The 21,015-nt window shown below is 57.0% G+C and carries 22 protein-coding genes; 19 read left to right on the top strand and 3 right to left on the bottom strand.

Annotation, left to right across the window (positions count from 1 at the left end):
• The 13 genes from ACIPF8_RS11625 to ACIPF8_RS11565 all read left to right on the top strand — a co-directional run bounded on the left by ACIPF8_RS11625 (position 1) and on the right by ACIPF8_RS11565 (position 13,574).
• A complete protein-coding gene (locus ACIPF8_RS11625; protein WP_061534071.1) occupies positions 1-444 on the top strand; it encodes a biopolymer transporter ExbD in 444 nt (147 codons plus the stop codon).
• On the top strand, positions 431-1,495 hold the full coding sequence (gene lpxK, locus ACIPF8_RS11620) for a tetraacyldisaccharide 4'-kinase (protein ID WP_400421035.1): 1,065 nt from the start codon (positions 431-433) through the stop codon (positions 1,493-1,495). The genes ACIPF8_RS11625 and lpxK overlap by 14 nt, the downstream gene beginning before the upstream one ends.
• Complete coding sequence (locus tag ACIPF8_RS11615; protein ID WP_400421033.1) at positions 1,476-1,676, top strand: Trm112 family protein; 201 nt, start codon at positions 1,476-1,478, stop codon at positions 1,674-1,676. Before lpxK ends, ACIPF8_RS11615 begins: the two co-directional genes overlap by 20 nt.
• 29 nt (positions 1,677-1,705) lie before the next feature.
• Positions 1,706-2,473 (top strand): 3-deoxy-manno-octulosonate cytidylyltransferase, encoded by a 768-nt coding sequence (gene kdsB / locus ACIPF8_RS11610; protein ID WP_400421031.1) that lies wholly within the window; start codon positions 1,706-1,708, stop codon positions 2,471-2,473.
• A gap of 209 nt (positions 2,474-2,682) precedes the next feature.
• Positions 2,683-3,339: an adenylate kinase gene (adk, locus tag ACIPF8_RS11605; protein ID WP_400421029.1), complete on the top strand. Its 657-nt coding sequence runs from the start codon at positions 2,683-2,685 to the stop codon at positions 3,337-3,339.
• Between the two features lie 311 nt (positions 3,340-3,650).
• A complete protein-coding gene (locus ACIPF8_RS11600) occupies positions 3,651-6,122 on the top strand; it encodes a sodium-translocating pyrophosphatase (protein ID WP_400421027.1) in 2,472 nt (823 codons plus the stop codon).
• A gap of 134 nt (positions 6,123-6,256) precedes the next feature.
• Positions 6,257-7,438, top strand: a complete 1,182-nt coding sequence (locus tag ACIPF8_RS11595; RefSeq protein ID WP_400421025.1) for a patatin-like phospholipase family protein — start codon at positions 6,257-6,259, stop codon at positions 7,436-7,438.
• 197 nt (positions 7,439-7,635) lie between these two features.
• Positions 7,636-7,998 carry a ribonuclease domain-containing protein gene (locus ACIPF8_RS11590; protein WP_400421310.1) on the top strand — a complete coding sequence of 121 codons (363 nt, stop codon included), beginning with the start codon at positions 7,636-7,638 and terminating at the stop codon, positions 7,996-7,998.
• Positions 7,999-8,110: 112 nt separating this feature from the next.
• Positions 8,111-8,509: a barstar family protein gene (locus tag ACIPF8_RS11585; protein ID WP_400421023.1), complete on the top strand. Its 399-nt coding sequence runs from the start codon at positions 8,111-8,113 to the stop codon at positions 8,507-8,509.
• 189 nt (positions 8,510-8,698) lie between these two features.
• Positions 8,699-9,328: a phosphoribosylglycinamide formyltransferase gene (gene purN, locus ACIPF8_RS11580; RefSeq protein WP_400421021.1), complete on the top strand. Its 630-nt coding sequence runs from the start codon at positions 8,699-8,701 to the stop codon at positions 9,326-9,328.
• Positions 9,329-9,555: 227 nt separating this feature from the next.
• On the top strand, positions 9,556-10,809 hold the full coding sequence (locus ACIPF8_RS11575; protein WP_400421019.1) for an RsmB/NOP family class I SAM-dependent RNA methyltransferase: 1,254 nt from the start codon (positions 9,556-9,558) through the stop codon (positions 10,807-10,809).
• 93 nt (positions 10,810-10,902) lie between these two features.
• Positions 10,903-12,264 carry a mechanosensitive ion channel family protein gene (locus ACIPF8_RS11570; RefSeq protein ID WP_400421018.1) on the top strand — a complete coding sequence of 454 codons (1,362 nt, stop codon included), beginning with the start codon at positions 10,903-10,905 and terminating at the stop codon, positions 12,262-12,264.
• Positions 12,265-12,380: 116 nt separating this feature from the next.
• Complete coding sequence (locus ACIPF8_RS11565; protein ID WP_400421016.1) at positions 12,381-13,574, top strand: fatty acid desaturase; 1,194 nt, start codon at positions 12,381-12,383, stop codon at positions 13,572-13,574.
• Between the two features lie 256 nt (positions 13,575-13,830).
• On the opposite strand, the gene rpmG is transcribed toward ACIPF8_RS11565, so the two are convergent.
• From rpmG to radC, 3 genes are all read right to left on the bottom strand, one after another.
• A complete protein-coding gene (gene rpmG, locus ACIPF8_RS11560) occupies positions 13,831-13,998 on the bottom strand; it encodes a 50S ribosomal protein L33 (protein ID WP_009667251.1) in 168 nt (55 codons plus the stop codon).
• Positions 13,999-14,020: 22 nt separating this feature from the next.
• Positions 14,021-14,257 (bottom strand): 50S ribosomal protein L28, encoded by a 237-nt coding sequence (rpmB, locus tag ACIPF8_RS11555; RefSeq protein ID WP_014005219.1) that lies wholly within the window; start codon positions 14,255-14,257, stop codon positions 14,021-14,023.
• Between the two features lie 138 nt (positions 14,258-14,395).
• Positions 14,396-15,070: a DNA repair protein RadC gene (gene radC, locus ACIPF8_RS11550; RefSeq protein WP_400421013.1), complete on the bottom strand. Its 675-nt coding sequence runs from the start codon at positions 15,068-15,070 to the stop codon at positions 14,396-14,398.
• A gap of 103 nt (positions 15,071-15,173) precedes the next feature.
• Between radC and ACIPF8_RS11545 the strand changes: the two genes are divergently transcribed.
• The 6 genes from ACIPF8_RS11545 (at position 15,174) to ACIPF8_RS11520 (ending at position 20,882) form a co-directional block, all read left to right on the top strand.
• Positions 15,174-15,629 (top strand): peptidylprolyl isomerase, encoded by a 456-nt coding sequence (locus ACIPF8_RS11545; protein ID WP_400421011.1) that lies wholly within the window; start codon positions 15,174-15,176, stop codon positions 15,627-15,629.
• Positions 15,630-15,663: 34 nt separating this feature from the next.
• Positions 15,664-16,596 (top strand): 4-hydroxy-3-methylbut-2-enyl diphosphate reductase, encoded by a 933-nt coding sequence (gene ispH, locus ACIPF8_RS11540; protein ID WP_400421009.1) that lies wholly within the window; start codon positions 15,664-15,666, stop codon positions 16,594-16,596.
• A 622-nt stretch (positions 16,597-17,218) separates the two neighbouring features.
• Positions 17,219-18,148 carry a branched-chain amino acid ABC transporter permease gene (locus tag ACIPF8_RS11535; RefSeq protein WP_400421008.1) on the top strand — a complete coding sequence of 310 codons (930 nt, stop codon included), beginning with the start codon at positions 17,219-17,221 and terminating at the stop codon, positions 18,146-18,148.
• 14 nt (positions 18,149-18,162) lie between these two features.
• Positions 18,163-19,380, top strand: coding sequence for an ABC transporter ATP-binding protein (locus tag ACIPF8_RS11530; RefSeq protein WP_400421006.1), 1,218 nt, complete (start codon positions 18,163-18,165; stop codon positions 19,378-19,380).
• 9 nt (positions 19,381-19,389) lie between these two features.
• Entirely contained in the window at positions 19,390-20,160 is a 771-nt protein-coding gene (locus ACIPF8_RS11525; RefSeq protein ID WP_400421004.1) for an ABC transporter ATP-binding protein, read from the top strand.
• Complete coding sequence (locus ACIPF8_RS11520) at positions 20,160-20,882, top strand: ABC transporter ATP-binding protein (protein ID WP_400421002.1); 723 nt, start codon at positions 20,160-20,162, stop codon at positions 20,880-20,882. The genes ACIPF8_RS11525 and ACIPF8_RS11520 overlap by 1 nt, the downstream gene beginning before the upstream one ends.
• Positions 20,883-21,015 lie beyond the last annotated feature (133 nt).

Here is a 21,015-nt window from a genome sequence, read left to right as displayed (position 1 = left end):
ATGAATTTCCGTAAAGGCAAGGGCCGCGACGACCCCGAAATCAACCTGATCCCGTTCATCGACGTACTGTTGGTGATCGTGATCTTCCTGATGGTCACCACCAGCTACAGTAAATTCACTGCGCTGCAGATTACCTTGCCGACGGCCGATGCCGACAAGGCAATGCAGCAGCCGTTCGAGATCAATGTGGCGGTCAATCCGCAGGGCCAGTACGCGATCAACAACGTGCAGGTCTCATCCAGGGATGCCGCAGCGCTGGCGCTCGACCTGAAGAGCGCAGCCCAGGGCGATACCCAGTCGGCTTCGGGTAAAGCCGATCCGGTCGTGATCATCAATGCCGATGCGATGGCTACGCACCAGACCGTGATCAATGTGTTGGAAGCGGCGCGTCTGGCCGGTTTCGACAAGATCACGTTTGCCGCACAGACCAGTGGCCACAAGTAAGCCAACGGTCCGTAACTCTACCGAATCGATCCTGGGCGCTGCCTGGCAGCGGCGCGGGATTCTGGCTTGCCTGCTGTGGCCGCCGTCGTTGCTGTTCCGGCTGATTGGCGCACTGCGCCGCGCTCTGTATGCGGCGGGGTGGTTGCGCAGTACGCGCCTGCCGGTGCCGGTGATCGTGGTCGGCAATATTTTCGTTGGCGGCACCGGCAAGACGCCGCTGACAATCTGGCTGGTGCAGATGCTGCGCCAGGCTGGTTATGTACCGGGCGTGATTTCGCGTGGCTATGCCGCGCCATCTACGGATGGAAAACCATCGGTGCAGCATGTCAGCGCAACTTCGCTCGCCGCTGAAGTCGGCGATGAACCGCTGCTGATTGCTACGCACGGACAATGTCCGGTGGTGGTCGGCCGCAACCGGGTTGCCGCCGCCGAGGCGCTGCTGCAGGCGCATCCTGAAGTCAACCTGATCTTGTCCGACGACGGCTTGCAACATTACCGCCTGCAACGTGATATTGAAATCATGCTGTTCGATTCACGCGGCGTCGGCAATGGCTGGCTGCTGCCAGCCGGGCCGCTGCGCGAACCGGCATCGCGCCGGCGCGACTTTACGATAGTGAACGCAGCGTCGATCCCGTCGTCGATGCCGGCTGCATCCATCCGCATGCAACTGGCGGGTGAACATGCCGTGCAGTTGGCCGATCCGGCACAAGTACGCTCGCTGTCCGATCTGCGCGATCCGGCGTTGCGCCTGGCCGCCGCCGCCGGCATCGGCAATCCGCAACGCTTTTTCTCGATGCTGAGCGCGGCCGGATTGGTGTTCGAAGCGCTCGCCTTGCCCGATCATTATGATTTTTCCGACAATCCTTTTGCCGCCCTGACGGTCGATCTGATCCTGATCACCGAAAAGGATGCAGTAAAATGTCGGCAAATAGAAACCATCAAGCATGACCCGCGTATCTGGGTTGTGCCGGTGACGGCGCAGATCGATCCGGCGCTGTCGCATCAAATACATCAAATTCTGGAGAAACTCCGTGGACACCCGACTGCTTGATATCCTGGTTTGCCCGATCTGCAAAGGTCCGCTGCAATACGACAAGAAAGCCCAGGAACTGATTTGTAACGCCGATAAACTGGCTTTCCCGATCCGTGACGGCATTCCAATCATGTGGGCCGACCAGGCACGCGACATGAACGCACCGCCGGAACCGGCTACACCAGCCGCTCCGCTCTAAGTCATCTCATCGATATTGTGAAACCGTCAATGCCGTTCACCGTCATCATCCCCGCACGCCTGGCGTCTACCCGCCTGCCGAACAAGCCGCTGGCCGATATCGGCGGCAAGCCGATGATCGTGCGCACCGCCGAACGCGCAGCGTTGTCTGGCGCGGCGCAAGTCATCGTCGCAACCGACCATGCTGAAATCCTGGCGGTGTGTGCCGAGCACGGAATTGCCGCGCGCCTGACCCGTTCCGATCATCCGTCCGGCACCGATCGCATCGCGGAAGTGGCGGCGGCGCTGGGGTTGGCGGCTGATGCGGTGGTGGTCAATGTGCAGGGCGACGAGCCGATGATCGATCCGGCCTTGATCGCGGCAACCGCGGCGCTGATCAGCGCCGAAGTGCCGATGGCGACTGCCGCGCACGCTATCGATGCTGCCGCCGATGCCTTCAATCCGAATGTGGTCAAGGTGGTGTTGAACCAGGCCGGACGCGCTTTGTATTTTTCACGAGCAACTATTCCGTGGCACCGCGACGGTTTTGCGCAGACACAACAGAGCTTGCCGGCGGCTTATCAACCGTTGCGACACATCGGCCTGTACGCCTACAGCAATAGTTTTTTGCAAACTTATCCAACCTTGGCGGTATCGCCGCTGGAGCAGATCGAGGCGCTGGAACAGTTGCGGGTGTTGTGGCACGGCTACGCGATCGCAGTGCATATCGCGGCTTCGACGCCGGCCGTCGGCGTCGATACACCGGAAGATCTGGAGCGGGTCAGGCATGCATTTGGCGCTTCGCCGGGCAGTGTTTAAGCGCCGCCGCGGCGCGCTAATTCGCCTTGCCCATAATCGATATGAAAATAGAAATAGTGTTGCGAACTGGCTGTTTGGTAAAATTGTATGGTAAGTTTCATGCAAAGATAGCGTGATATAAATAAAAGCATATCGGGAGACGTTGCTGCGCACACCATGTAGCGCGCCGTCGCCACAATCAATTTCACAAACTCACCTTAGGACTTAACATGCGCCTCATCCTTTTAGGAGCGCCTGGTGCCGGTAAAGGCACGCAAGCGACTTTCATTAAAGAGAAATTCAACATCCCGCAGATTTCTACCGGCGACATGTTGCGCGCAGCAGTCAAGGCTGGAACTCCGCTCGGCATCGAAGCGAAGAAGGTGATGGACGCCGGCGGCCTGGTATCGGACGACATTATCATCGGCCTGGTCAAGGACCGACTGAAACAGGCGGATTGCGCCAACGGCTATCTGTTCGACGGTTTTCCGCGCACCATTCCGCAAGCAGATGCCATGAAGGATGCCGGCGTGATGATCGACTATGTGCTGGAAATCGATGTGCCGGATACCGCCATCATCGAACGCATGAGCGGCCGTCGCGTGCATTTGTCGTCCGGCCGTACTTATCACGCCAAATACAACCCGCCAAAAGTACCAGGCAAGGATGATGTGACCGGCGAAGACTTGATCCAGCGCGACGACGACAAGGAAGAAACCGTCAAGAAGCGCCTGTCGGTCTACCATGAACAGACCGAAGTGCTGGTCAATTACTATGGCGATTGGGCCAAGTCGGGTCGGCCCGGCGCACCGAAATATCGCAAGATTGCCGGTGTTGGTCCGGTCGAGCAAATACGCGACAGCGCATTTGCGGCGTTGGAAGCATAAGAAAGAGCGGACTCAGGTCCGCTTTTTTATTGTCCTTTTTTTGTTTCTGCGACAGAATTTACCAAGGCTTCTTTTCCATTGGCCAAGTCACAAATTTGAAATATGCAATAGCCGTGCGTCCGATGCGGCTGCAGTACTCCAGCCATCAACGCCAGCCCAGGCAAGTCTCCGACAATAAAAGGGCGACGAAAAGTTTTGCATTACGCAGTATTGGCCAGAAAGGCCGGCGTTCAATTGGCGCCGGCAGCCAGTGAAGTTGTGTGCTTGTCTTACTTTGTCGTGATAGTCGTTCCAAAACAGGAGGAGTCAACATGGCATCAAGTCTATGGTTTGCCGTTGCTTGCGGGATTGTTGCGGTCATTTACGGACTGGTTTCGCGCAGTTGGATATTGAAGCAGGATCCCGGAAACCCGCGCATGCAGGAGATCGCTGCGGCGATCCAGCAAGGAGCAGCGGCTTACCTGGCGCGCCAATACCGCACCATCGCCATCGTCGGCGTGGTGCTGTTCATCGTGATTGCAGTGATTCCCGGCCTTGGCCTGGTGACGGCAATCGGCTTCCTGATCGGCGCGCTGCTGTCGGGCGCATGCGGTTTCATCGGCATGAATGTCTCGGTGCGCGCCAACGTGCGCACCGCGCAGGCTGCCACCAAGGGCATGGGGCCGGCGCTCAACGTCGCGTTTCGCGGCGGCGCCATCACCGGCATGCTGGTGGTCGGCCTGGGTTTGCTGGGCGTGACGCTATTCTTCCTGTGGCTGGTATCGTTCGCTGCGCCTTTAGGCGTGTCGCTGCATGACGTCATCCGGCCGCTGATCGGGCTGGCCTTCGGCGCTTCGCTGATCTCGATTTTTGCCCGTCTCGGCGGCGGCATCTTCACCAAGGGCGCGGATGTCGGCGCCGATCTGGTGGGCAAGGTGGAAGCCGGCATTCCCGAGGACGATCCGCGCAATCCGGCGGTGATCGCCGATAACGTCGGTGACAACGTCGGCGACTGCGCCGGCATGGCGGCCGATTTGTTTGAAACCTATGTGGTGACGCTGATCGCGACGATGCTGCTCGGTTCGCTGTTGATCCGCGGAGCCGAAATGCAGGCGGTGCTGTATCCGCTGGCGCTGGGCGGCGTGTCGATCCTGGCGTCGATCATCGGCTGCACGATGGTGAAAGCCAAAGAGGGCAAGAAAATCATGTCGGCGCTGTACACCGGCCTGTGGTGGGCGGCGATCCTGAGCCTGATAGGCTTTGTGGTGGTGACCTGGTTGATCCTGCCGGCGCCGATGCAAGTACCGATGATGGGTTCGGCCCTGATCGGCATCGTGCTGACCGGCCTGATGGTGTATATCACCGAGTATTACACCGGCACTGATTTCAAACCGGTGCGCCACATTGCGCAAGCCTCTACCACCGGCCACGGCACCAACATCATTGCCGGCCTGGGCGTTTCGATGAAGTCGACTGCCTATCCGGTGCTCGCCGTGTGCGTGGCGATCCTGGCATCCTACTGGTTGGGCGGCTTGTACGGTATCGCGATTGCTGCGACGTCGATGCTGTCGATGGCCGGCATCATCGTGGCGCTGGATGCCTACGGTCCGATTACCGACAATGCCGGCGGTATCGCCGAAATGTCCGGCTTGCCCGATTCGGTGCGCGCCATTACTGATCCGTTGGATGCGGTTGGCAACACCACCAAGGCTGTCACCAAAGGCTATGCCATCGGCTCTGCCGGTCTGGCAGCGCTGGTCCTGTTTGCCGATTACACGCATGCGCTGGATTCGGTTGGCAAGAGCACATTGTTTGATTTGTCGAATCCGCTGGTGATTGTCGGCCTGTTCATCGGCGGCCTGATTCCCTACCTGTTCGGCGCGATGGCGATGGAAGCGGTTGGCCGTGCAGCAGGTGCCGTGGTGGTTGAGGTACGACGCCAGTTCCGCGACATCAAAGGCATCATGGACGGCAGCGGCAAGCCGGAATACGACAAGGCGGTCGACATGCTGACCTCATCGGCGATCAAGGAAATGATCATCCCATCGCTGCTGCCAGTGGTGGTGCCGATCCTGGTCGGCCTGATACTTGGCCCGGCAGCTTTGGGCGGTTTGTTGATGGGAACCATCGTGACCGGCTTGTTCGTCGCGATATCGATGACCACCGGTGGCGGCGCCTGGGACAACGCCAAGAAATACATTGAAGACGGCCACCACGGCGGCAAGGGTTCTGAGGCGCACAAGGCGGCAGTGACCGGCGACACCGTTGGCGATCCGTACAAGGATACCGCCGGGCCGGCGGTTAATCCTCTGATCAAGATCATCAATATTGTGGCGCTGTTGCTGGTGCCACTGCTGCCAGCTGCCGGGCTGAACCAGGCCACGGCAGGCAGCAAGGAAGTTGTACTGGTGCCGGTGCCGGTCGCAGTCGCGCCGGCCCCAAGTGCGGCCGACAGCAATGGCGCCGGTGCAGCCACCGGCGTGGTGGTGGCGGTGCCTACCGCAGTCATCTATTTTGATTCGGGCAAGGCAGACGCACCGGCCGATACCGCCGATAAACTGGCGGCTATCGTTGCCGCCGCCAAAGCCAGAAGTGATGCGAAAATCGTCTTGAGCGGTTTCCACGATTCCACCGGCGATCCGGTCAAGAACGACGAGATCTCCAAGGAGCGTGCCAAGAGTGTGAAAGCGTTGCTTCTGATTGCTGGCATTGCCGACGATGCCATCGTGCTGGAGAAACCCCAGGTCACCACCGGCAGCGGCGATAACGCTGAAGCGCGCCGAGTCGAGGTAAGTATCCGCTGACGTAGGGCGACGCGTCTGCAACGTAGGGGTGAATACCGACGGCAGCACGATGCCGCAGGTGTTTGCCCCTTTTTACGTTTTCTTGTGACCGCTTCCCTACAAATCCGATTCTCCCTCTGTTACTCTAGTCACTCATGGAGACAACACAAAAAACCGGCCTCATCCTGACTGGCGGTGGTGCGCGCGCCGCATACCAGGTCGGCGTGATGGATGCGGTGGCGTCAATCTTGCGCGAGCAGGGCTGGGCGCCGGAGCGCAATCCATTCGACATCATCTGCGGCACTTCGGCCGGCGCCATCAATGCGACCGCGCTGGCTTGCCGGGTCGATAATTTCGGCCTGGGCGTGCAGAAATTGATGGACGTCTGGGAGCATTTCACGGTCGAGCAGGTGTATCGCGCCGATTCGCTGGGCGTGCTGCGTTCTGGCGCGCGCTGGCTGTCGCTGCTGTCATTCGGTTGGTTGCTGCGCCAATGGCATGCGCATCCGCCGAATTCTTTGCTCGACAATACCCCGCTGATTACGCTATTGCACCGGCTGCTGGATCTGGAGCGACTGGACGCCGCGCTGGCCAACGGCAGCCTGCAGGCGCTGGCGATCACCGCTTCATCGTATAGCGGCGGCCAGCACATCACTTTTTACCAGAGCGCGACTGAAATTCAGGGCTGGACCCGTAGCCAGCGTCGCGCGGTGCGCGACCAGATCGGCGTCGGACATTTGCTGGCGTCGTCGGCGATTCCTTTCATCTTTCCGGCGATCCCGATTTATTGCGATGGTCGCCGCGAATTTTTCGGCGACGGCTCGATGCGCCAGTTGGCGCCGATTTCACCGGCGATTCACCTCGGCGCCAGCAAGGTGTTGGTGGTCGGCGCCGGCCGCCGCCAGGAAGCGCCATCGGATGCGCCGACGTTTGCCCGCTATCCAAGCCTGGCGCAAATCGCCAGCCATGCGCTATCCAGTATTTTCCTGGATGGCCTGGCGGTGGATATCGAGCGCCTGGAGCGGATCAATCACACGCTGTCGTTCCTTACCGAAGAGCAGCGCGAGCGCACGCCGTTGAAGCCGATTGAGATGCTGATCATTTCACCGTCGGAGCAAATCGACGATATCGCAACCAAGCATTTTTCCAGCCTGCCGCTGCCGATCCGTACTTTGTTGGGTGGTTTGGGGGCGACCGAAAGCCGCGGCGGCGGCCTGGCCTCTTATCTGTTATTCGAGTCCGGCTATACGCGTGAGTTGATTCGCATGGGGCAGCGCGATACCCTGGAACGTCGTGACGAAGTGGTGAATTTTTTCGCAGATCGTCCCGCGAGCTAGCTTTTTGGCTGGTTGTTCTGGCAATATTGTCAAATATTGCAATACTGGGAAAGCGCGGGGTGATACGGGTTGATTCGTTTTCAGCAACACGTTACCCTACGGTATCAGATCAGGTACATGTGGAAAATATTAAATTAATGAAAAGTCACGCAACCCAGCGCCAGTTCCTTGGTCTAAACCCGGATTTGATTGCCGCCATGATGCGTAACTGGACGCTGCTTCTGCTTGGTTTGCTGCTTTCCTTTCAGGTTTTTGCCCGGGAATCGTTGCCGCAGGATGTGATTCCCGTCAATCAACTGCCGCAGGAAGCGCAGACTACCTTGAGCCTTATCAAGCAAGGCGGACCGTTTCCATATGCCAAGGACGGCGTGGTATTCGGCAATTACGAGGGAATGTTGCCTAGGCAGCGGCGTGGGTATTATCACGAATACACGGTCAAGACCCCGCGTGCACGCAATCGTGGTGCACGCCGAATCATTGCTGGTGGAAATCCCCAGACTTCTGGCGAGTATTACTATACTGACAATCATTATCAAACTTTCAGACGCATTCAAGAGTGACTGAGATATCGGGACTGACGCAGCATCTCGCCGGCGGGTAGGTTAAGCCGGCGGAGCTAGCGCTAGTCCTTAAAAATAACAGCAATCCATCATTGCTCTAGCTGAGGGAAAAATGAGTTTGTTTAAAACCGTACCGCCAAATGTAGTGCAGTCCATCCGCGCCTTCCGTGTGACCGACCTGCAGGCGGAAGCTGCCCATCTCGGGCAGCACTTCCTGTATGCATACTGTGCGGAAGCGACGACTAAACAGCAGGTGTTGGCCAATATCGCCCAGGCTTTTCATTTCCCCAGGCATTTCGGCAAGAATTTTGACGCCTTGAAAGACTGTCTGACTGACCTGGCCTACAAGGCCGGTCCGCAACCGGGTTTCATCGTGGTCATCGAACAATTGCCGAACACCCAGAAATTCGACCGCGAAGCGCGCGAGATACTGCTAGATGTGTTCCGCGACAGCGCCGACTTCTGGGCTGGCAAAAAAGTTGCCTTTCGCGTTTTCTATTCATTTCAGTAGCAATGCTGCAATGTCGGCAGGTCTGGCAGAGCGAACCGCAGCATTGAGCCCCCTCTCTTTTTACCCGCATTTTTTGCGTCGTTCGATATCTGATTGCCCTGATTTGTTGTTGCAAATCAGGGGGATGGCGATACTTGTCACAATATTTTGCCGCCGGTTTTACTCAAAAATGGCGTTGCAACGGGTACAATGCGCGCCATGAGAAGCATTGTTATCCTGATTTCCGGGCGTGGCAGCAATATGGAAGCCATCGTCCGCGCCGCCCAAACCGAACAATGGCCAGCCAGAATCGCCGCCGTGGTGAGCAACCGGGCCGATGCTGAAGGCTTGAAATTTGCCGCCAGCCAGGGGATTGCAACAGCTGTGGTGGCCAGTAAAGACTATTCCGATCGTGAGCAATTCGACGCAGCGCTGCGCGCCGTGATTGATGGCTTTACTCCTGATCTGGTGGTGCTGGCCGGCTTCATGCGTATCCTGACTGCTCCCTTCGTCCAGCATTATGCTGGCCGCATGCTCAATATCCATCCGTCGCTGTTGCCGAGTTTTCCTGGCATGGCAACGCATCGGCAGGCGTTGGCGACCGGCGTCAAGGTGCATGGCGCAACCGTGCATTTCGTCACCGCCACGCTGGATCACGGTCCGATCGTGGCGCAGGCCGTGGTGCCGGTGCTGGAAGACGATACCGAGCAGTCGCTGGAGCAGCGCGTGCTGGTTGAGGAGCATCAGATATATCCGCTTGCGGTACGCTGGTTTGTCGAAGGCAGGCTCAGCATCGAAGACGGGCGCGTGCGCAACAGCGAAGCAGGGCGCCAGCACTGATTCTCTCGATGCAATAAGCTGTTCGCAATGTGTAGCGCGCGGCCAGGGCTTGCCAGAGGAGCGCGCCGAGCGGAAGCAATACATTCAATATGTGAGCCTGTTGGATAGCGTACGCTATCCAGTCATGGTCTCGCAGCAAGATTTCGAACAGGTTCGAAGAAGGCGCCGCTACTGCGGCGGCCGCCCGGGCAATAGCCCCACTAACAGATTTTTATGAAAGAACTACCATGAGATTGCCTCCAGCGATCATCGGTCACACCGAAGAAGTCCTGCGCGAAATTTTACGTTTTACCGGTCCTGCCGACGGCACCTTGTCGCGCTATTTCCGCGACCATCCGAAGCTCGGTTCGCGCGAGCGCGGCGTGATCGCCGAAGCGGTCTACGGCTTGTTGCGCAACAAGTCGATCTATACCAGCTTTGCCGAATCCGGCAACGGCCCGACCATGCGCCGCATGACCTTGCTCGGCCTGGCCGATGCAGTCGGCGTTGAATCGCTGGGTGGCTTGTCGGATGAGGAAACCGAATGGCTGACGCGGGTCGGTGAAATCGACCGCAACCTGATGCCGGCGCTGATGCGCTCCAATTTGCCGCAATGGCTGTTCGACAAGCTGGTCGCCCGCGATGGCGAAGCCGCCACGCTGCAACTGGCGGACGCGATGAACCAGCAGGCGCCGCTGGATCTGCGCGTCAATTCGCTCAAGGCCAACCGTGAAGAAGTCGTGGCGACGCTGGCGGAAGCGCCGATCCTGTGCGAACCGACGCCATACGCGCCGCTGGGTTTGCGCGTGATCAAGAAGCCGGCATTGCAAAACCTGCCGTTGTTCAAGAGCGGCGCCATCGAAGTGCAGGACGAAGGCAGTCAGTTGCTGGCGCAAATCGTCGGCGCCAAGCGTGGCGAAATGGTGGTCGATTTCTGCGCCGGCGCCGGCGGCAAGACACTGGCGCTGGGCGCCACCATGCGCAATACCGGTCGTTTGTATGCGTTCGACGTGTCCGACAAGCGCCTGGCAAAACTCAAGCCGCGCATGGCGCGCAGCGGTTTGTCGAACATCCATCCGGTGCTGATCGCGCATGAAAACGACGGCAAGGTAAAGCGCCTGGCCGGCAAGATCGATCGCGTGCTGGTAGATGCGCCTTGCAGCGGCCTCGGTACGCTGCGTCGCAATCCCGACGTCAAATGGCGTCAGACGCCTGAAGCGATTACCGAAATGAACGTCAAGCAAATTGCGATCTTGTCGAGCGCCGCGCGCCTGGTGAAATCCGGTGGCCGCCTGGTGTACGGCACCTGCAGTTTGCTCGATGAAGAAAACGAAGCGATTGCCGCGCAGTTCCTGGCAAGCCATGAAGATTTCACGCTGGTGCCGATGAAGGATGTGCTGGCCGAGCAGAAGATTCCGCTGGAGATGGGCGACTACCTGAAGCTGCTGCCGCATCAGCATCAAACCGATGGTTTCTTTGCTGCGGTGTTCGTGCGCAAGTAAAGACTGATTAAGTTTTCCTGAGCTGGTGTAGGCTTTGTCGGCGCCGGCTTTGGCTGGCCGCCAAGTACTTGCGTTAGCCATATAGAGATATTGATGCCGGATATTCTTACTGACTTTATCGCCAGTTTGCTGAGTAACTTGCGGGCGCCGGGCTTGCTTGAGCAGGTCGGCTTGTTGGTGTTGAGCATTTGCCTGGGCTGGTTGCTGGCCCGCGCACTGCGCCGCCTCTTTACAGTCAATGCGGTGCAGCCGCCAGCGATGCAAATCGGGCTGGGCAGCTTTGTCAAGGTGCTGACGCCGGTTCTGACCTTGCTGCTGCTGATACTCGTCAAGTTGCTGATGCAAAAGCTGCATCAGCCGGTCAATCTGCTGCGCCTGGCGATCCCGCTGGTGGCGTCGCTGGCGCTGATGCGCTTCGTGTTTTACGTACTGCGCCGGATTTTTGCGCGCAATACCGGTGTCGGCACATTCCTGCTGCTGTTTGAAAAAACCTTTGGCGTACTGGTCTGGATCGGCCTGCTGCTGTATATCAGCGGCATGTGGCCGGATCTGGTCGACTATCTCGATAGCACGGTGTTGCCGATTGGCCGCTACAAGGTGTCGCTGCTGGCGATCATGCAGGCGCTGGTGTCGGTATTGGTGACCTTGGTGATTGCGTTGTGGGCCGGAGCGACCATCGAAGAGCGCCTGATGCGCATGAATACCATGCATTCGTCGATCAGGACTGTAGTGGCGCGCATGGCGCGCGCATTTCTGATCCTGGTGGCGGTCCTGCTGAGCCTGTCGCTGGTCGGGATTGACCTGACGGTGTTGTCGGTGTTTGGTGGCGCCTTGGGTGTGGCGATCGGTCTGGGTCTGCAAAAGATCGCCAGCAGCTATGTTTCCGGCTTCGTCATCCTGCTTGAACGCAGCCTGGCCATCGGCGATATGGTTGCAGTCGGTACGTTTTACGGCAAAGTGACACAGATCAATAGCCGTTACACCGTGTTGCAAGGCCTCGACGGCATCGATACGGTCGTACCGAATGAAATTTTCATGATCAATTCGGTCCAGAATTACTCGCTGACCAATCGCGTCTTGCGGCTGTCGACCCAGGTGACTATTATTTATCAGGATGACATCGAAAGCATTTTGTTGCTTCTGGAGCAAGCAACGCGTGCTGTCAATCGCGTCACGCATGAAATATTGCCGCAGGCCCTGCTACTGAAGATAGGCCCTGATGGGTTAGAGCTAGAGGTCGGTTTCTGGATTACCGATCCTGAGAACGGTCGCTTGAATGTGTTGTCTGATGTTAACCGCGCCATCTGGCGAGTGCTGCAAGACAAGCAGATCAAGATTGCTCAAGTGAAACGCGATATTAAAGTGTTGCATGAAGGTAATTTTGGGGCTGATTCGCAACAGGATTTGGCTATAGATAGTTCGCAAGATCGGCCTAATCCTAAAAACAGCCAATAAAGAGGGTACAATTGCAGGCGAAATTCGGGTAAATGTTCGGTAACTACCCGTCAACTTACCCGTATTGCACTGCAAAATAAGGCAGTGACGTAATCTCTACACATGGAGTACTACTAGTGTTCAATGCAATTCTCGATTTTCTGTCGAATGGCGTAACAGGTGCCAGCGCTTGGCAGGTCGTGGTGTTCACGCTCGTCGTGACACACATCACGATCGCCGCGGTGACTATTTACCTGCATCGCTGCCAGGCGCACCGCGCCCTCGATCTGCACCCGATTCCTAGCCATTTCTTCCGATTCTGGCTGTGGCTGACGACCGGTATGGTGACCAAGGAGTGGGCATCCATCCATCGCAAGCACCACGCCAAGTGCGACACCGAGGAAGATCCGCACAGCCCGGTCACGCGCGGCATCAAGAAAGTATTCTGGGAAGGTGCTGAGCTGTATCGCGCAGAGTCGAAGAACCTGGAAACCATGGAAAAATTTGGCCATGGCACGCCTGATGACTGGATCGAAAAAAATCTCTACACCAAGCACAGTGCCTGGGGCATCGTGGCGATGATGATTATTGACATCATGCTGTTCGGCGTTGTCGGTATCACCGTCTGGGCCGTGCAAATGGTTTGGATCCCGATCACTGCTGCCGGCATCATCAACGGTATCGGCCACTATTGGGGCTACCGCAATTACGATTGCAACGACGCTGCAACCAACATCATTCCGTTCGGTATCATCATCGGCGGCGAAGAGCTGCACAACAACCACCACACTTTCGGTACCTCAGCCAAGCTGTCGTCGAAGTGGTATGAGTTCGATATCGGCTGGATGTATATCCGTATTCTGGAAATTTGTGGCCTGGCCAAGGTCAAGAAGATTGCGCCGGCCCCCAAGTTCAACCACGCCAAACTGGTGCCGGACCTGGATACGCTGCAATCGGTGATCGCCAATCGCTACGACGTGATGGCCAAGTATGCGAAATCGCTGAAGAATGCATGGCAGGAAGAGCGCGGTCATCTGACCGACAAAGCCAAGCTGGGAGCCGGTTTCCTGAAGTCGTCGAAGAAACTCTTGCAGCGTGAGCCGACCAAGCTGGAAGCGCCGCAGAAGCAGCAGCTGACAGAATTGTTCTTGCACAGCAAAGCACTGCAAACCATGCATGAAATGCGGGTTGAGTTGGGTGCAATCTGGGAGCGTTCGCACTTCACGCGCGACCAGTTGCTGCATCAATTGCAAGACTGGTGCGCACGCGCTGAAGCGTCTGGCATCAAGTCACTGCAGGATTTCTCGCTGCGCCTGCGTAGTTACTCCTGATAGAGCTTGCTCTTCAATGAAACGGCCTCCGATAATATCGAGGTCGTTTTTTTTCGCCTTGAGTTAAATCCCGCTGGCACGATTGGTGTGGCGCTTCACATAGCCGCACGTGACGTGGTGACGAGTTGATGTGCACGTACCGCAGCAGGCTTTCTTGTTTGCGCTTGTTCGAGAGTTGTGACGGGTAGCAGAAACGGCAGGCGTAAAAAAGCCCCGCAGGACGATTGTCGTGCGGGGCTTTTTAGCGAGAGATCAATTACTTGATCTTGGTCTCTTTGTATTCGACGTGCTTACGTACCTTCGGATCAAATTTCATGATCGACATTTTTTCCGGTGTTGTACGCTTGTTCTTTGTCGTTGTGTAGAAATGACCAGTACCTGCGGTCGATTCCAGCTTGATTTTGTCGCGGCCTGATTTCGCCATGATTCTTCCTTTATTCTGCTAGTTAGACTTTTTCGCCACGAGCGCGCAAATCGGTCAACACGGCATCGATGCCGATTTTGTCGATTACGCGCAGACCGGCGTTGGACAAGCGCAGGGAGACCCAGCGATTTTCAGACTCAACGAAAATGCGGCGATTTTGCAAGTTAGGCAAAAAGCGACGTTTCGTCTTGTTGTTTGCATGGGAAACGTTGTTGCCGACCATCGGCCCCTTCCCGGTGACTTGGCAGACACGTGCCATGTTTTTACTCCTAAAAGATTTCCGAAACTGGAAAAAAGGAGAGTATATATAAAAAAATGAGATTTTTCAATGACTTGCGAAAAACAATTGTGTCTTTTGCGTTTTGTTGTATTTAACAATTTGAAGTGTGTGCGTATCTCATAGCTGGCCGTGCTCGGCGAATGAATAAACCCGCGTTCCCGCCACGATGAAATGGTCGAGTACACGAACGCCAACCAGGTCCAGCGCCTGTTTCAGCGTATGCGTCAGGTTGAGGTCGGCGCTACTGGGTTCCATGGTGCCGGAAGGGTGGTTGTGGGCCAGCATCACGCTGGCGGCATTGTGCGAGAGGGCCGCCTTGACCACTTCGCGTGGATAGACGCTGGTATGCGACAGAGTGCCGCGAAACAATTCATCTGCACAGATCAGGCGATTCTTGACGTCCAGGAATAAAACAAGAAAAGACTCATGCGGCTTGTTCATCAGCAGCAGTTGCAGGTATTGCTTCACTGCAGCAGGCGAGTTGAAACTGTTGCCGCTTTCCAGTTCTTCCGCCAGTGAGCGCCTGCCCAGCTCAAGCACGGCTTGCAATTGGGCAAATTTGGCCGGGCCGAGGCCGTGGATGGCCGAGAAATCGTTGAGCGAGGCCGCAAACAGGGCATTCAGTGAACCGAAGTGCTGCGTCATCTCGCGTCCCAGGTCGACCGCGCTTTTGCCGGCGACGCCGACGCGCAGAAAAACCGCCAGTAGTTCTGCGTCTGACAGGGCCTGTGGACCATGCTTGAGCAGGCGTTCGCGGGGACGTTGATCGGTGGGCCAGTCGGTGATTGCCATGATGTGATCGCAAGCTTATGGTCTCGGCGGTCACGTCATATGACCGAAGGTGGCTTACAATAACACCTTCAGATCTACAATTGACTTTTTGCTAATAGTGTTTATGCCTAATTCATCCCTCCCAGTCGTTACCGAAGCATCTTACTTAACCTTGCACTACCGTCTGGCATCGCAGGATGGCGAAGACATTGTCAGCACCTTCAAGGAATCGCCGGCGACGCTGCAGTTCGGCATGGGGCAACTGGCGCCGTTTCTGGAAGCCTGCTTGCTGGGTCTGCCGGAAGGCACGCATCGCACCTTCGAGCTGCCGCCGGAGCAGGCATTCGGCCCGCGCAATCCTGAATTGATCCAGCGCGTATCGCGCACCACTTTGCGTCAGAACTCCCAGCTGGGAGAAGAGTATCGTGTTGGTGATCTGGTGGAGTTTGCAGCGCCGGGCGGCGGTCAGTTTGCCGGCGTGTTACGCGAGATTGACGAGCAGGGCGCCTTGTTCGATTTCAATCATCCGCTGGCTGGCCAATCGGTGCAGTTTGAAGTGAAGATCATCGGCATTTTGTAATTTGCATCCCAGTTTGCAGCAAAGGAATATGGATATGGAAAAAGAGATACTGCTGGCGCAACCCCGTGGTTTCTGTGCCGGAGTCGATCGCGCGATTGAAATCGTCGAGCGTGCACTGGAGCAGTTCGGCGCGCCGATTTATGTGCGTCACGAGATTGTCCACAATGCTTACGTGGTGGCCGACCTGCGCGACAAGGGCGCGATTTTCATCGAGGAACTGGCGGACGTCCCGGCTGGGAATACCGTCATTTTTTCGGCACACGGCGTCTCCAAGGCAGTGCAGGAAGAGGCTGAAGTGCGCGGTCTGAAGGTGTTCGACGCCACTTGCCCGCTGGTCACCAAGGTGCACATGGAAGTCGCCAAGATGCGCCGCGAGGGACGCGAAATCATCATGATCGGGCACCAGGGCCATCCGGAAGTGGAGGGCACCATGGGACAGACCGAGGGCGGCATGCATCTGGTCGAGACGGTAGCCGATGTCGAGCAATTGCAGGTTGCCAATCCGGAGTTGCTCTCTTATGTATCGCAAACCACCTTGTCGGTCGACGATACGGCGGATGTGATCGCTGCGCTGAAGAATAAATTTCCGGCCATTACCGAGCCGAAAAAGGGCGATATCTGCTACGCCACCACCAATCGCCAGCAGGCTGTCAAATTCATGGCGCCGCAGGTCGAAATGGTGATCGTGGTCGGCAGCCCGAACAGCTCAAATTCCAACCGTTTGCGCGAAGTGGCGGAAAAGATGGGCACCGCAGCCCATATGGTGGACAATGCCGCGCAGATCGACCCTGCGTGGCTGCAAGGAAAAAACCGCATCGGCGTCACCGCCGGTGCTTCCGCACCGGAGATCCTGGTGCAGGCTGTCATCGACCGTTTGAAGGAGTGTGGCGCCAAAAGCGTGCGCACTCTCGACGGCGCTGAAGAAAACGTCACTTTCCCAATGCCAAAAGGCTTGGCGCGCGCTTGATCTCCCGGATGGCGGAATGGCGTGGCAATTTGCCGACAATGCCGTAGTTTAGGCATTGGCTGGCAGATTGCCATAAGTTAACACCTAATTGATGTGGGTTCTTGTTTATTGGATTTCGTCAGGATGGCAGCGTGCTGCCTCATCTTGGGGCGAAATTATATTCAGAAGAATCTCGACTTTTCCATCGATAGTTTTTTGTTTTCCTAGCTATTATTGCGGCGCTGTCGTTTGATTGTAAAACCCTGTGCGAACCCTGATCGGAAGGGTAATATTGCAGTGCTGTCAGGGTTACTTATTGCTCAACGCTAGCTATAATCTGCACAGTCATGGTGCATTGCCTATAAGGCAATGTGCTTTAAGATAAAAACGTTTTTCCAGAAAGACGTATAAGACGTATAGGAGACAAAAAATATGTGTACCCAGTTCATACCTCTCATCCCGGCTATTCGCGCATTGCCAAACTACCTTTCCAGCTAAGCGGAGGGGCGTCTCCCAACGGCACTAGGACAAGATCCATGGTGCCGTTTTTGTATCGGGAATGATTTTTGCTGTGCTGCCTCTGATATGGTCGCAATAGTGTTCTGACCGATTTGAACCGAACCACATATAGAACAAGGAAATTATGGATATCTTTATCCAACAAGTTATCAACGGCTTGGTGCTGGGAAGCATGTACGCGTTGATTGCCCTCGGTTATACGATGGTATATGGCGTGTTGAACCTGATTAACTTCGCCCATGGCGACATCTTGATGATCGGGGCGATGGTCGGCTTGTCGATCCTCAAGCTGTTGCAGCATGTTGCTCCCGGCCTGCCCGGGATTGTCCAGCTGGTTATCGCTATCATTGGCGCGATTCCAGTCTGCGTTATCGTCAGCCTGATCATTGAGCGGGTCGCTTATCGACCCTTGCGCAATGCGCCGCGGCTGGCGCCGCTGATCACTGCGATCGGCGTTTCCATCCTGCTGCAGACGTTTGCCATGATGATCTGGGGCCGCAGCCCGCTGCCAGTGCCGCAGGTCATGCCTTCTGATCCCGTACATATCTTCGGCGCCCTGATTTCGCCGACACAGATCATGCTGCTGGTGCTGGCTGCTGCGTCGATGTTTGGCCTGGTGCTGCTGGTGGAAAAGACCAAGATGGGACGCGCGATGCGCGCCACCGCTGAAAATCCGCGGGTCGCCGGTTTGATGGGCGTCGATTCGAACCGCGTCATCGTGGTGACCTTCGCCATCGGCGCAGCGCTGGCCGCAGTCGCCGGGGTAATGTGGGGCGCCAACTATTCGTCGGCGCAATTCGCGATGGGCTTTGTGCCCGGCCTGAAGGCCTTCTCGGCCGCGGTCCTGGGCGGTATCGGCAATATCTACGGCGCCATGCTGGGCGGCATCCTGCTGGGCCTGATTGAAAGCCTGGGCGCTGGCTATATCGGCGACCTGACTGGCAATTTCTTTGGCAGCAACTATCAGGATATCTTTGCTTTCATCGTCCTGATTATCGTCTTGACCTTGCGTCCGTCCGGCATCATGGGCGAGCGTGTGGCTGACCGTGCTTGATCGGGGGAGGATATATGGCTGCTAATTTCTTCGACACCAAAAAGAATCCGACCAAGGCTTACACCAGCCTGGTCGCCCTGGGTATCCTGTTTGTGATCTTCCCGTTCATTGCTTCCAATTTCGGCAATTCGTGGGTGCGCATCATGGACTTTGCGCTGCTCTACATCATGCTGGCGCTGGGCCTCAACATCGTGGTCGGCTTCGCCGGCCTGCTGGATCTGGGCTACATCGCTTTCTATGCGATCGGCGCTTACATGACCGGTTTGCTGGCATCGCCGCAGTTTGCTTCGGTGCTGGAATCCTTCGTCAATACCTACCCGGCCATCGGTAATTTCCTGGTCATGATCTGCGGCCCGGAAATTGTCCAGAACGGCATCCATCTGTCGTTGTGGGTGATCGTGCCGCTGGGTGCCGCTTTGGCAGGCATGTTCGGCGCCATCCTTGGTGCTCCTACGCTGAAACTGCGTGGCGACTACCTGGCTATCGTGACGCTGGGCTTCGGTGAAATCATCCGGATCTTCATGAACAACCTGAACGCGCCGGTGAACATCACCAACGGCCCGCAAGGGATCAACCTGATCGATCCGATCCGCATCTTTGGCGTCTCGCTGGCCGGTGAGCGCGGTTCCAATGCCACCGTGTATTTCGGCGGCTTCGGCATGCCTTCGGTGAATGCCTACTACTTCTTGTTCCTGATTCTGTGCATTGCGATCATCTTCGTTTCGATCCGTTTGCAGAATTCGCGCCTGGGCCGTGCCTGGGTGGCGATCCGCGAAGATGAAATCGCTGCCAAGGCGATGGGCATCAATACTCGCAACATGAAGCTGTTGGCATTCTCCATGGGCGCTTCGTTCGGCGGCGTGGCTGGCGCGATGTTTGCCTCGTTCCAGGGTTTTGTGTCGCCGGAATCGTTCTCGCTGACCGAATCGATCGCGGTGTTGGCGATGGTGGTGCTGGGCGGCATGGGCCATATCCCTGGCGTCGTGCTGGGCGGCATCCTGCTGGCGGCCTTGCCTGAAGTGTTGCGCCATACCGTCGAGCCGATGCAGATGGCGATGTTCGGCAAGGTGCTGATCGATGCGGAAGTGTTGCGCCAGTTGCTGTACGGCCTGGCGATGGTGGTCATCATGTTGACTCGTCCTGCTGGCTTGTGGCCTGCGCCCAAGCACGAAGATCGGCCGGATGCCGATGTCGATAAACCTGCGCGCGCAAGTGGCGTGGTAGAGGCTTAAGGAGATCATATGAGCGCACCTACAATTTTAAATATCTCCGGCGTCAACAAGCGGTTCGGCGGCTTGCAAGCCCTGTCGGAAGTCAATATCCATATCCTGAAAGGGCAGATCTACGGCCTGATCGGGCCGAATGGCGCCGGCAAGACGACTTTTTTCAACGTCATTACCGGTCTGTACCAGGCCGACACCGGCACTTTCGAACTGGCCGGCAAGCCTTATTCGCCTTCGGCGCCGCATGAAGTGGCGAAAGCCGGGATCGCCCGCACATTCCAGAACATCCGCTTGTTCGGCGAGATGACCGTGCTGGAAAACGTCATGGTCGGTTGCCACGTGCGTACCCACCAGGGCGTGTTCGGCGCGGTGTTCCGCCACAAGGCGGCGCGTACGGAGGAACTGGCGATTCGCAAGCGTTCGCAGGAACTGCTGGATTTCGTCGGCATCGGCCGCTTTGGCGACCGTACTGCACGTCATCTGTCGTACGGCGATCAGCGGCGTCTGGAAATCGCGCGCGCGCTGGCGACCGATCCGCAATTGCTGGCGCTGGACGAACCTGCGGCTGGCATGAATGCAACCGAAAAACTGGCCCTGCGCGAGCTGCTGGTCAAAATCAAGAATGAAGGAAAAACCATTTTGCTGATCGAACACGATGTCAAGCTGATGATGGGCTTGTGCGATCGCCTGACCGTACTTGATTATGGCAAGCCGATTGCGGAAGGGCTGCCTGCCGAAATCCAGAAGAATCCGGCTGTGATTGAAGCCTATCTGGGAGGTGGTCACTGATGGCAACCAATATCCTGAAAATCAACAACCTGAAAGTCGCTTACGGCGGCATCCAGGCGGTCAAAGGCGTCAGCCTGGAAGTCAATGACGGCGAGCTGGTCACGCTGATCGGCGCCAACGGCGCCGGCAAGACCACTACGTTGAAAGCCATCACCGGTACTTTGCCGCAATGCAAGGTCGAGGGCGAGATGCACTACATGGGTGAACACACCAAGGGCCACACCTCGTTCAGCCTGGTCAAGCAAAAGCTGGCCATGGTGCCGGAAGGGCGCGGTGTGTTTACGCGCATGAGCATCATGGAAAACCTGCTGATGGGAGCCTATACACGTAATGACAAGGCTGGCATCGCGGCCGATGTCGACAAGTGGTTTGGCGTTTTCCCGCGCCTGAAGGAACGTGCCGCGCAAATGGCTGGTACCTTGTCAGGCGGTGAGCAGCAGATGCTGGCCATGGCTCGGGCCTTGATGAGTCATCCAAAGCTGCTGCTGTTGGATGAGCCGTCGATGGGCTTGTCGCCGATCATGGTGGAAAAGATCTTCGAGGTAATCCGTAGTGTGTCGGCCCAGGGCATCACGATCCTGCTGGTCGAGCAGAACGCCAAGTTGGCGTTGGAAGCTGCGCACCGTGCCTACGTGATGGATTCCGGCCTGTTGACGATGAGCGGTAACGCCAAGGACATGCTGAACGATCCGAAGGTGAAGGCGGCTTACCTGGGCGAGTAACCAGCGGCTGCCGTGCCTTAACGTTGCAATGTAACAGGAGCCTCGGGCTCCTGTTATTACGTTGAGGTGTGGTTTCTTGATGAATGTGGATGTTGCTTGCGTTGCGCTATGGTTGAGTGCGACAGCGCTTGCA

This window comes from Collimonas sp. NPDC087041 (assembly GCF_044745265.1).
In the GTDB taxonomy this organism is placed as follows: domain Bacteria; phylum Pseudomonadota; class Gammaproteobacteria; order Burkholderiales; family Burkholderiaceae_D; genus Collimonas.
This window is presented reverse-complemented; position numbering and strand designations above follow the sequence as displayed.

What these genes read in the sequence shown, in the direction of transcription:
- kdsB (WP_400421031.1), top strand. Translation starts at nt 1,706, where the DNA reads ATGCCGTTCACCGTCATCATCCCCGCACGCCTGGCGTCTACCCGCCTG.
- rpmG (WP_009667251.1), bottom strand. Translation starts at nt 13,998, where the DNA reads ATGGCGAAATCAGGCCGCGACAAAATCAAGCTGGAATCGACCGCAGGT.
- ACIPF8_RS11590 (WP_400421310.1), top strand. Translation starts at nt 7,636, where the DNA reads ATGATGCGTAACTGGACGCTGCTTCTGCTTGGTTTGCTGCTTTCCTTT.
- ACIPF8_RS11600 (WP_400421027.1), top strand. Translation starts at nt 3,651, where the DNA reads ATGGCATCAAGTCTATGGTTTGCCGTTGCTTGCGGGATTGTTGCGGTC.
- rpmB (WP_014005219.1), bottom strand. Translation starts at nt 14,257, where the DNA reads ATGGCACGTGTCTGCCAAGTCACCGGGAAGGGGCCGATGGTCGGCAAC.
- ACIPF8_RS11585 (WP_400421023.1), top strand. Translation starts at nt 8,111, where the DNA reads ATGAGTTTGTTTAAAACCGTACCGCCAAATGTAGTGCAGTCCATCCGC.
- ACIPF8_RS11595 (WP_400421025.1), top strand. Translation starts at nt 6,257, where the DNA reads ATGGAGACAACACAAAAAACCGGCCTCATCCTGACTGGCGGTGGTGCG.
- ACIPF8_RS11525 (WP_400421004.1), top strand. Translation starts at nt 19,390, where the DNA reads ATGAGCGCACCTACAATTTTAAATATCTCCGGCGTCAACAAGCGGTTC.
- ACIPF8_RS11570 (WP_400421018.1), top strand. Translation starts at nt 10,903, where the DNA reads ATGCCGGATATTCTTACTGACTTTATCGCCAGTTTGCTGAGTAACTTG.
- ACIPF8_RS11545 (WP_400421011.1), top strand. Translation starts at nt 15,174, where the DNA reads ATGCCTAATTCATCCCTCCCAGTCGTTACCGAAGCATCTTACTTAACC.
- adk (WP_400421029.1), top strand. Translation starts at nt 2,683, where the DNA reads ATGCGCCTCATCCTTTTAGGAGCGCCTGGTGCCGGTAAAGGCACGCAA.
- ispH (WP_400421009.1), top strand. Translation starts at nt 15,664, where the DNA reads ATGGAAAAAGAGATACTGCTGGCGCAACCCCGTGGTTTCTGTGCCGGA.
- ACIPF8_RS11625 (WP_061534071.1), top strand. Translation starts at nt 1, where the DNA reads ATGAATTTCCGTAAAGGCAAGGGCCGCGACGACCCCGAAATCAACCTG.
- ACIPF8_RS11520 (WP_400421002.1), top strand. Translation starts at nt 20,160, where the DNA reads ATGGCAACCAATATCCTGAAAATCAACAACCTGAAAGTCGCTTACGGC.
- ACIPF8_RS11530 (WP_400421006.1), top strand. Translation starts at nt 18,163, where the DNA reads ATGGCTGCTAATTTCTTCGACACCAAAAAGAATCCGACCAAGGCTTAC.
- purN (WP_400421021.1), top strand. Translation starts at nt 8,699, where the DNA reads ATGCGCGCCATGAGAAGCATTGTTATCCTGATTTCCGGGCGTGGCAGC.
- ACIPF8_RS11575 (WP_400421019.1), top strand. Translation starts at nt 9,556, where the DNA reads ATGAGATTGCCTCCAGCGATCATCGGTCACACCGAAGAAGTCCTGCGC.
- ACIPF8_RS11535 (WP_400421008.1), top strand. Translation starts at nt 17,219, where the DNA reads ATGGATATCTTTATCCAACAAGTTATCAACGGCTTGGTGCTGGGAAGC.
- radC (WP_400421013.1), bottom strand. Translation starts at nt 15,070, where the DNA reads ATGGCAATCACCGACTGGCCCACCGATCAACGTCCCCGCGAACGCCTG.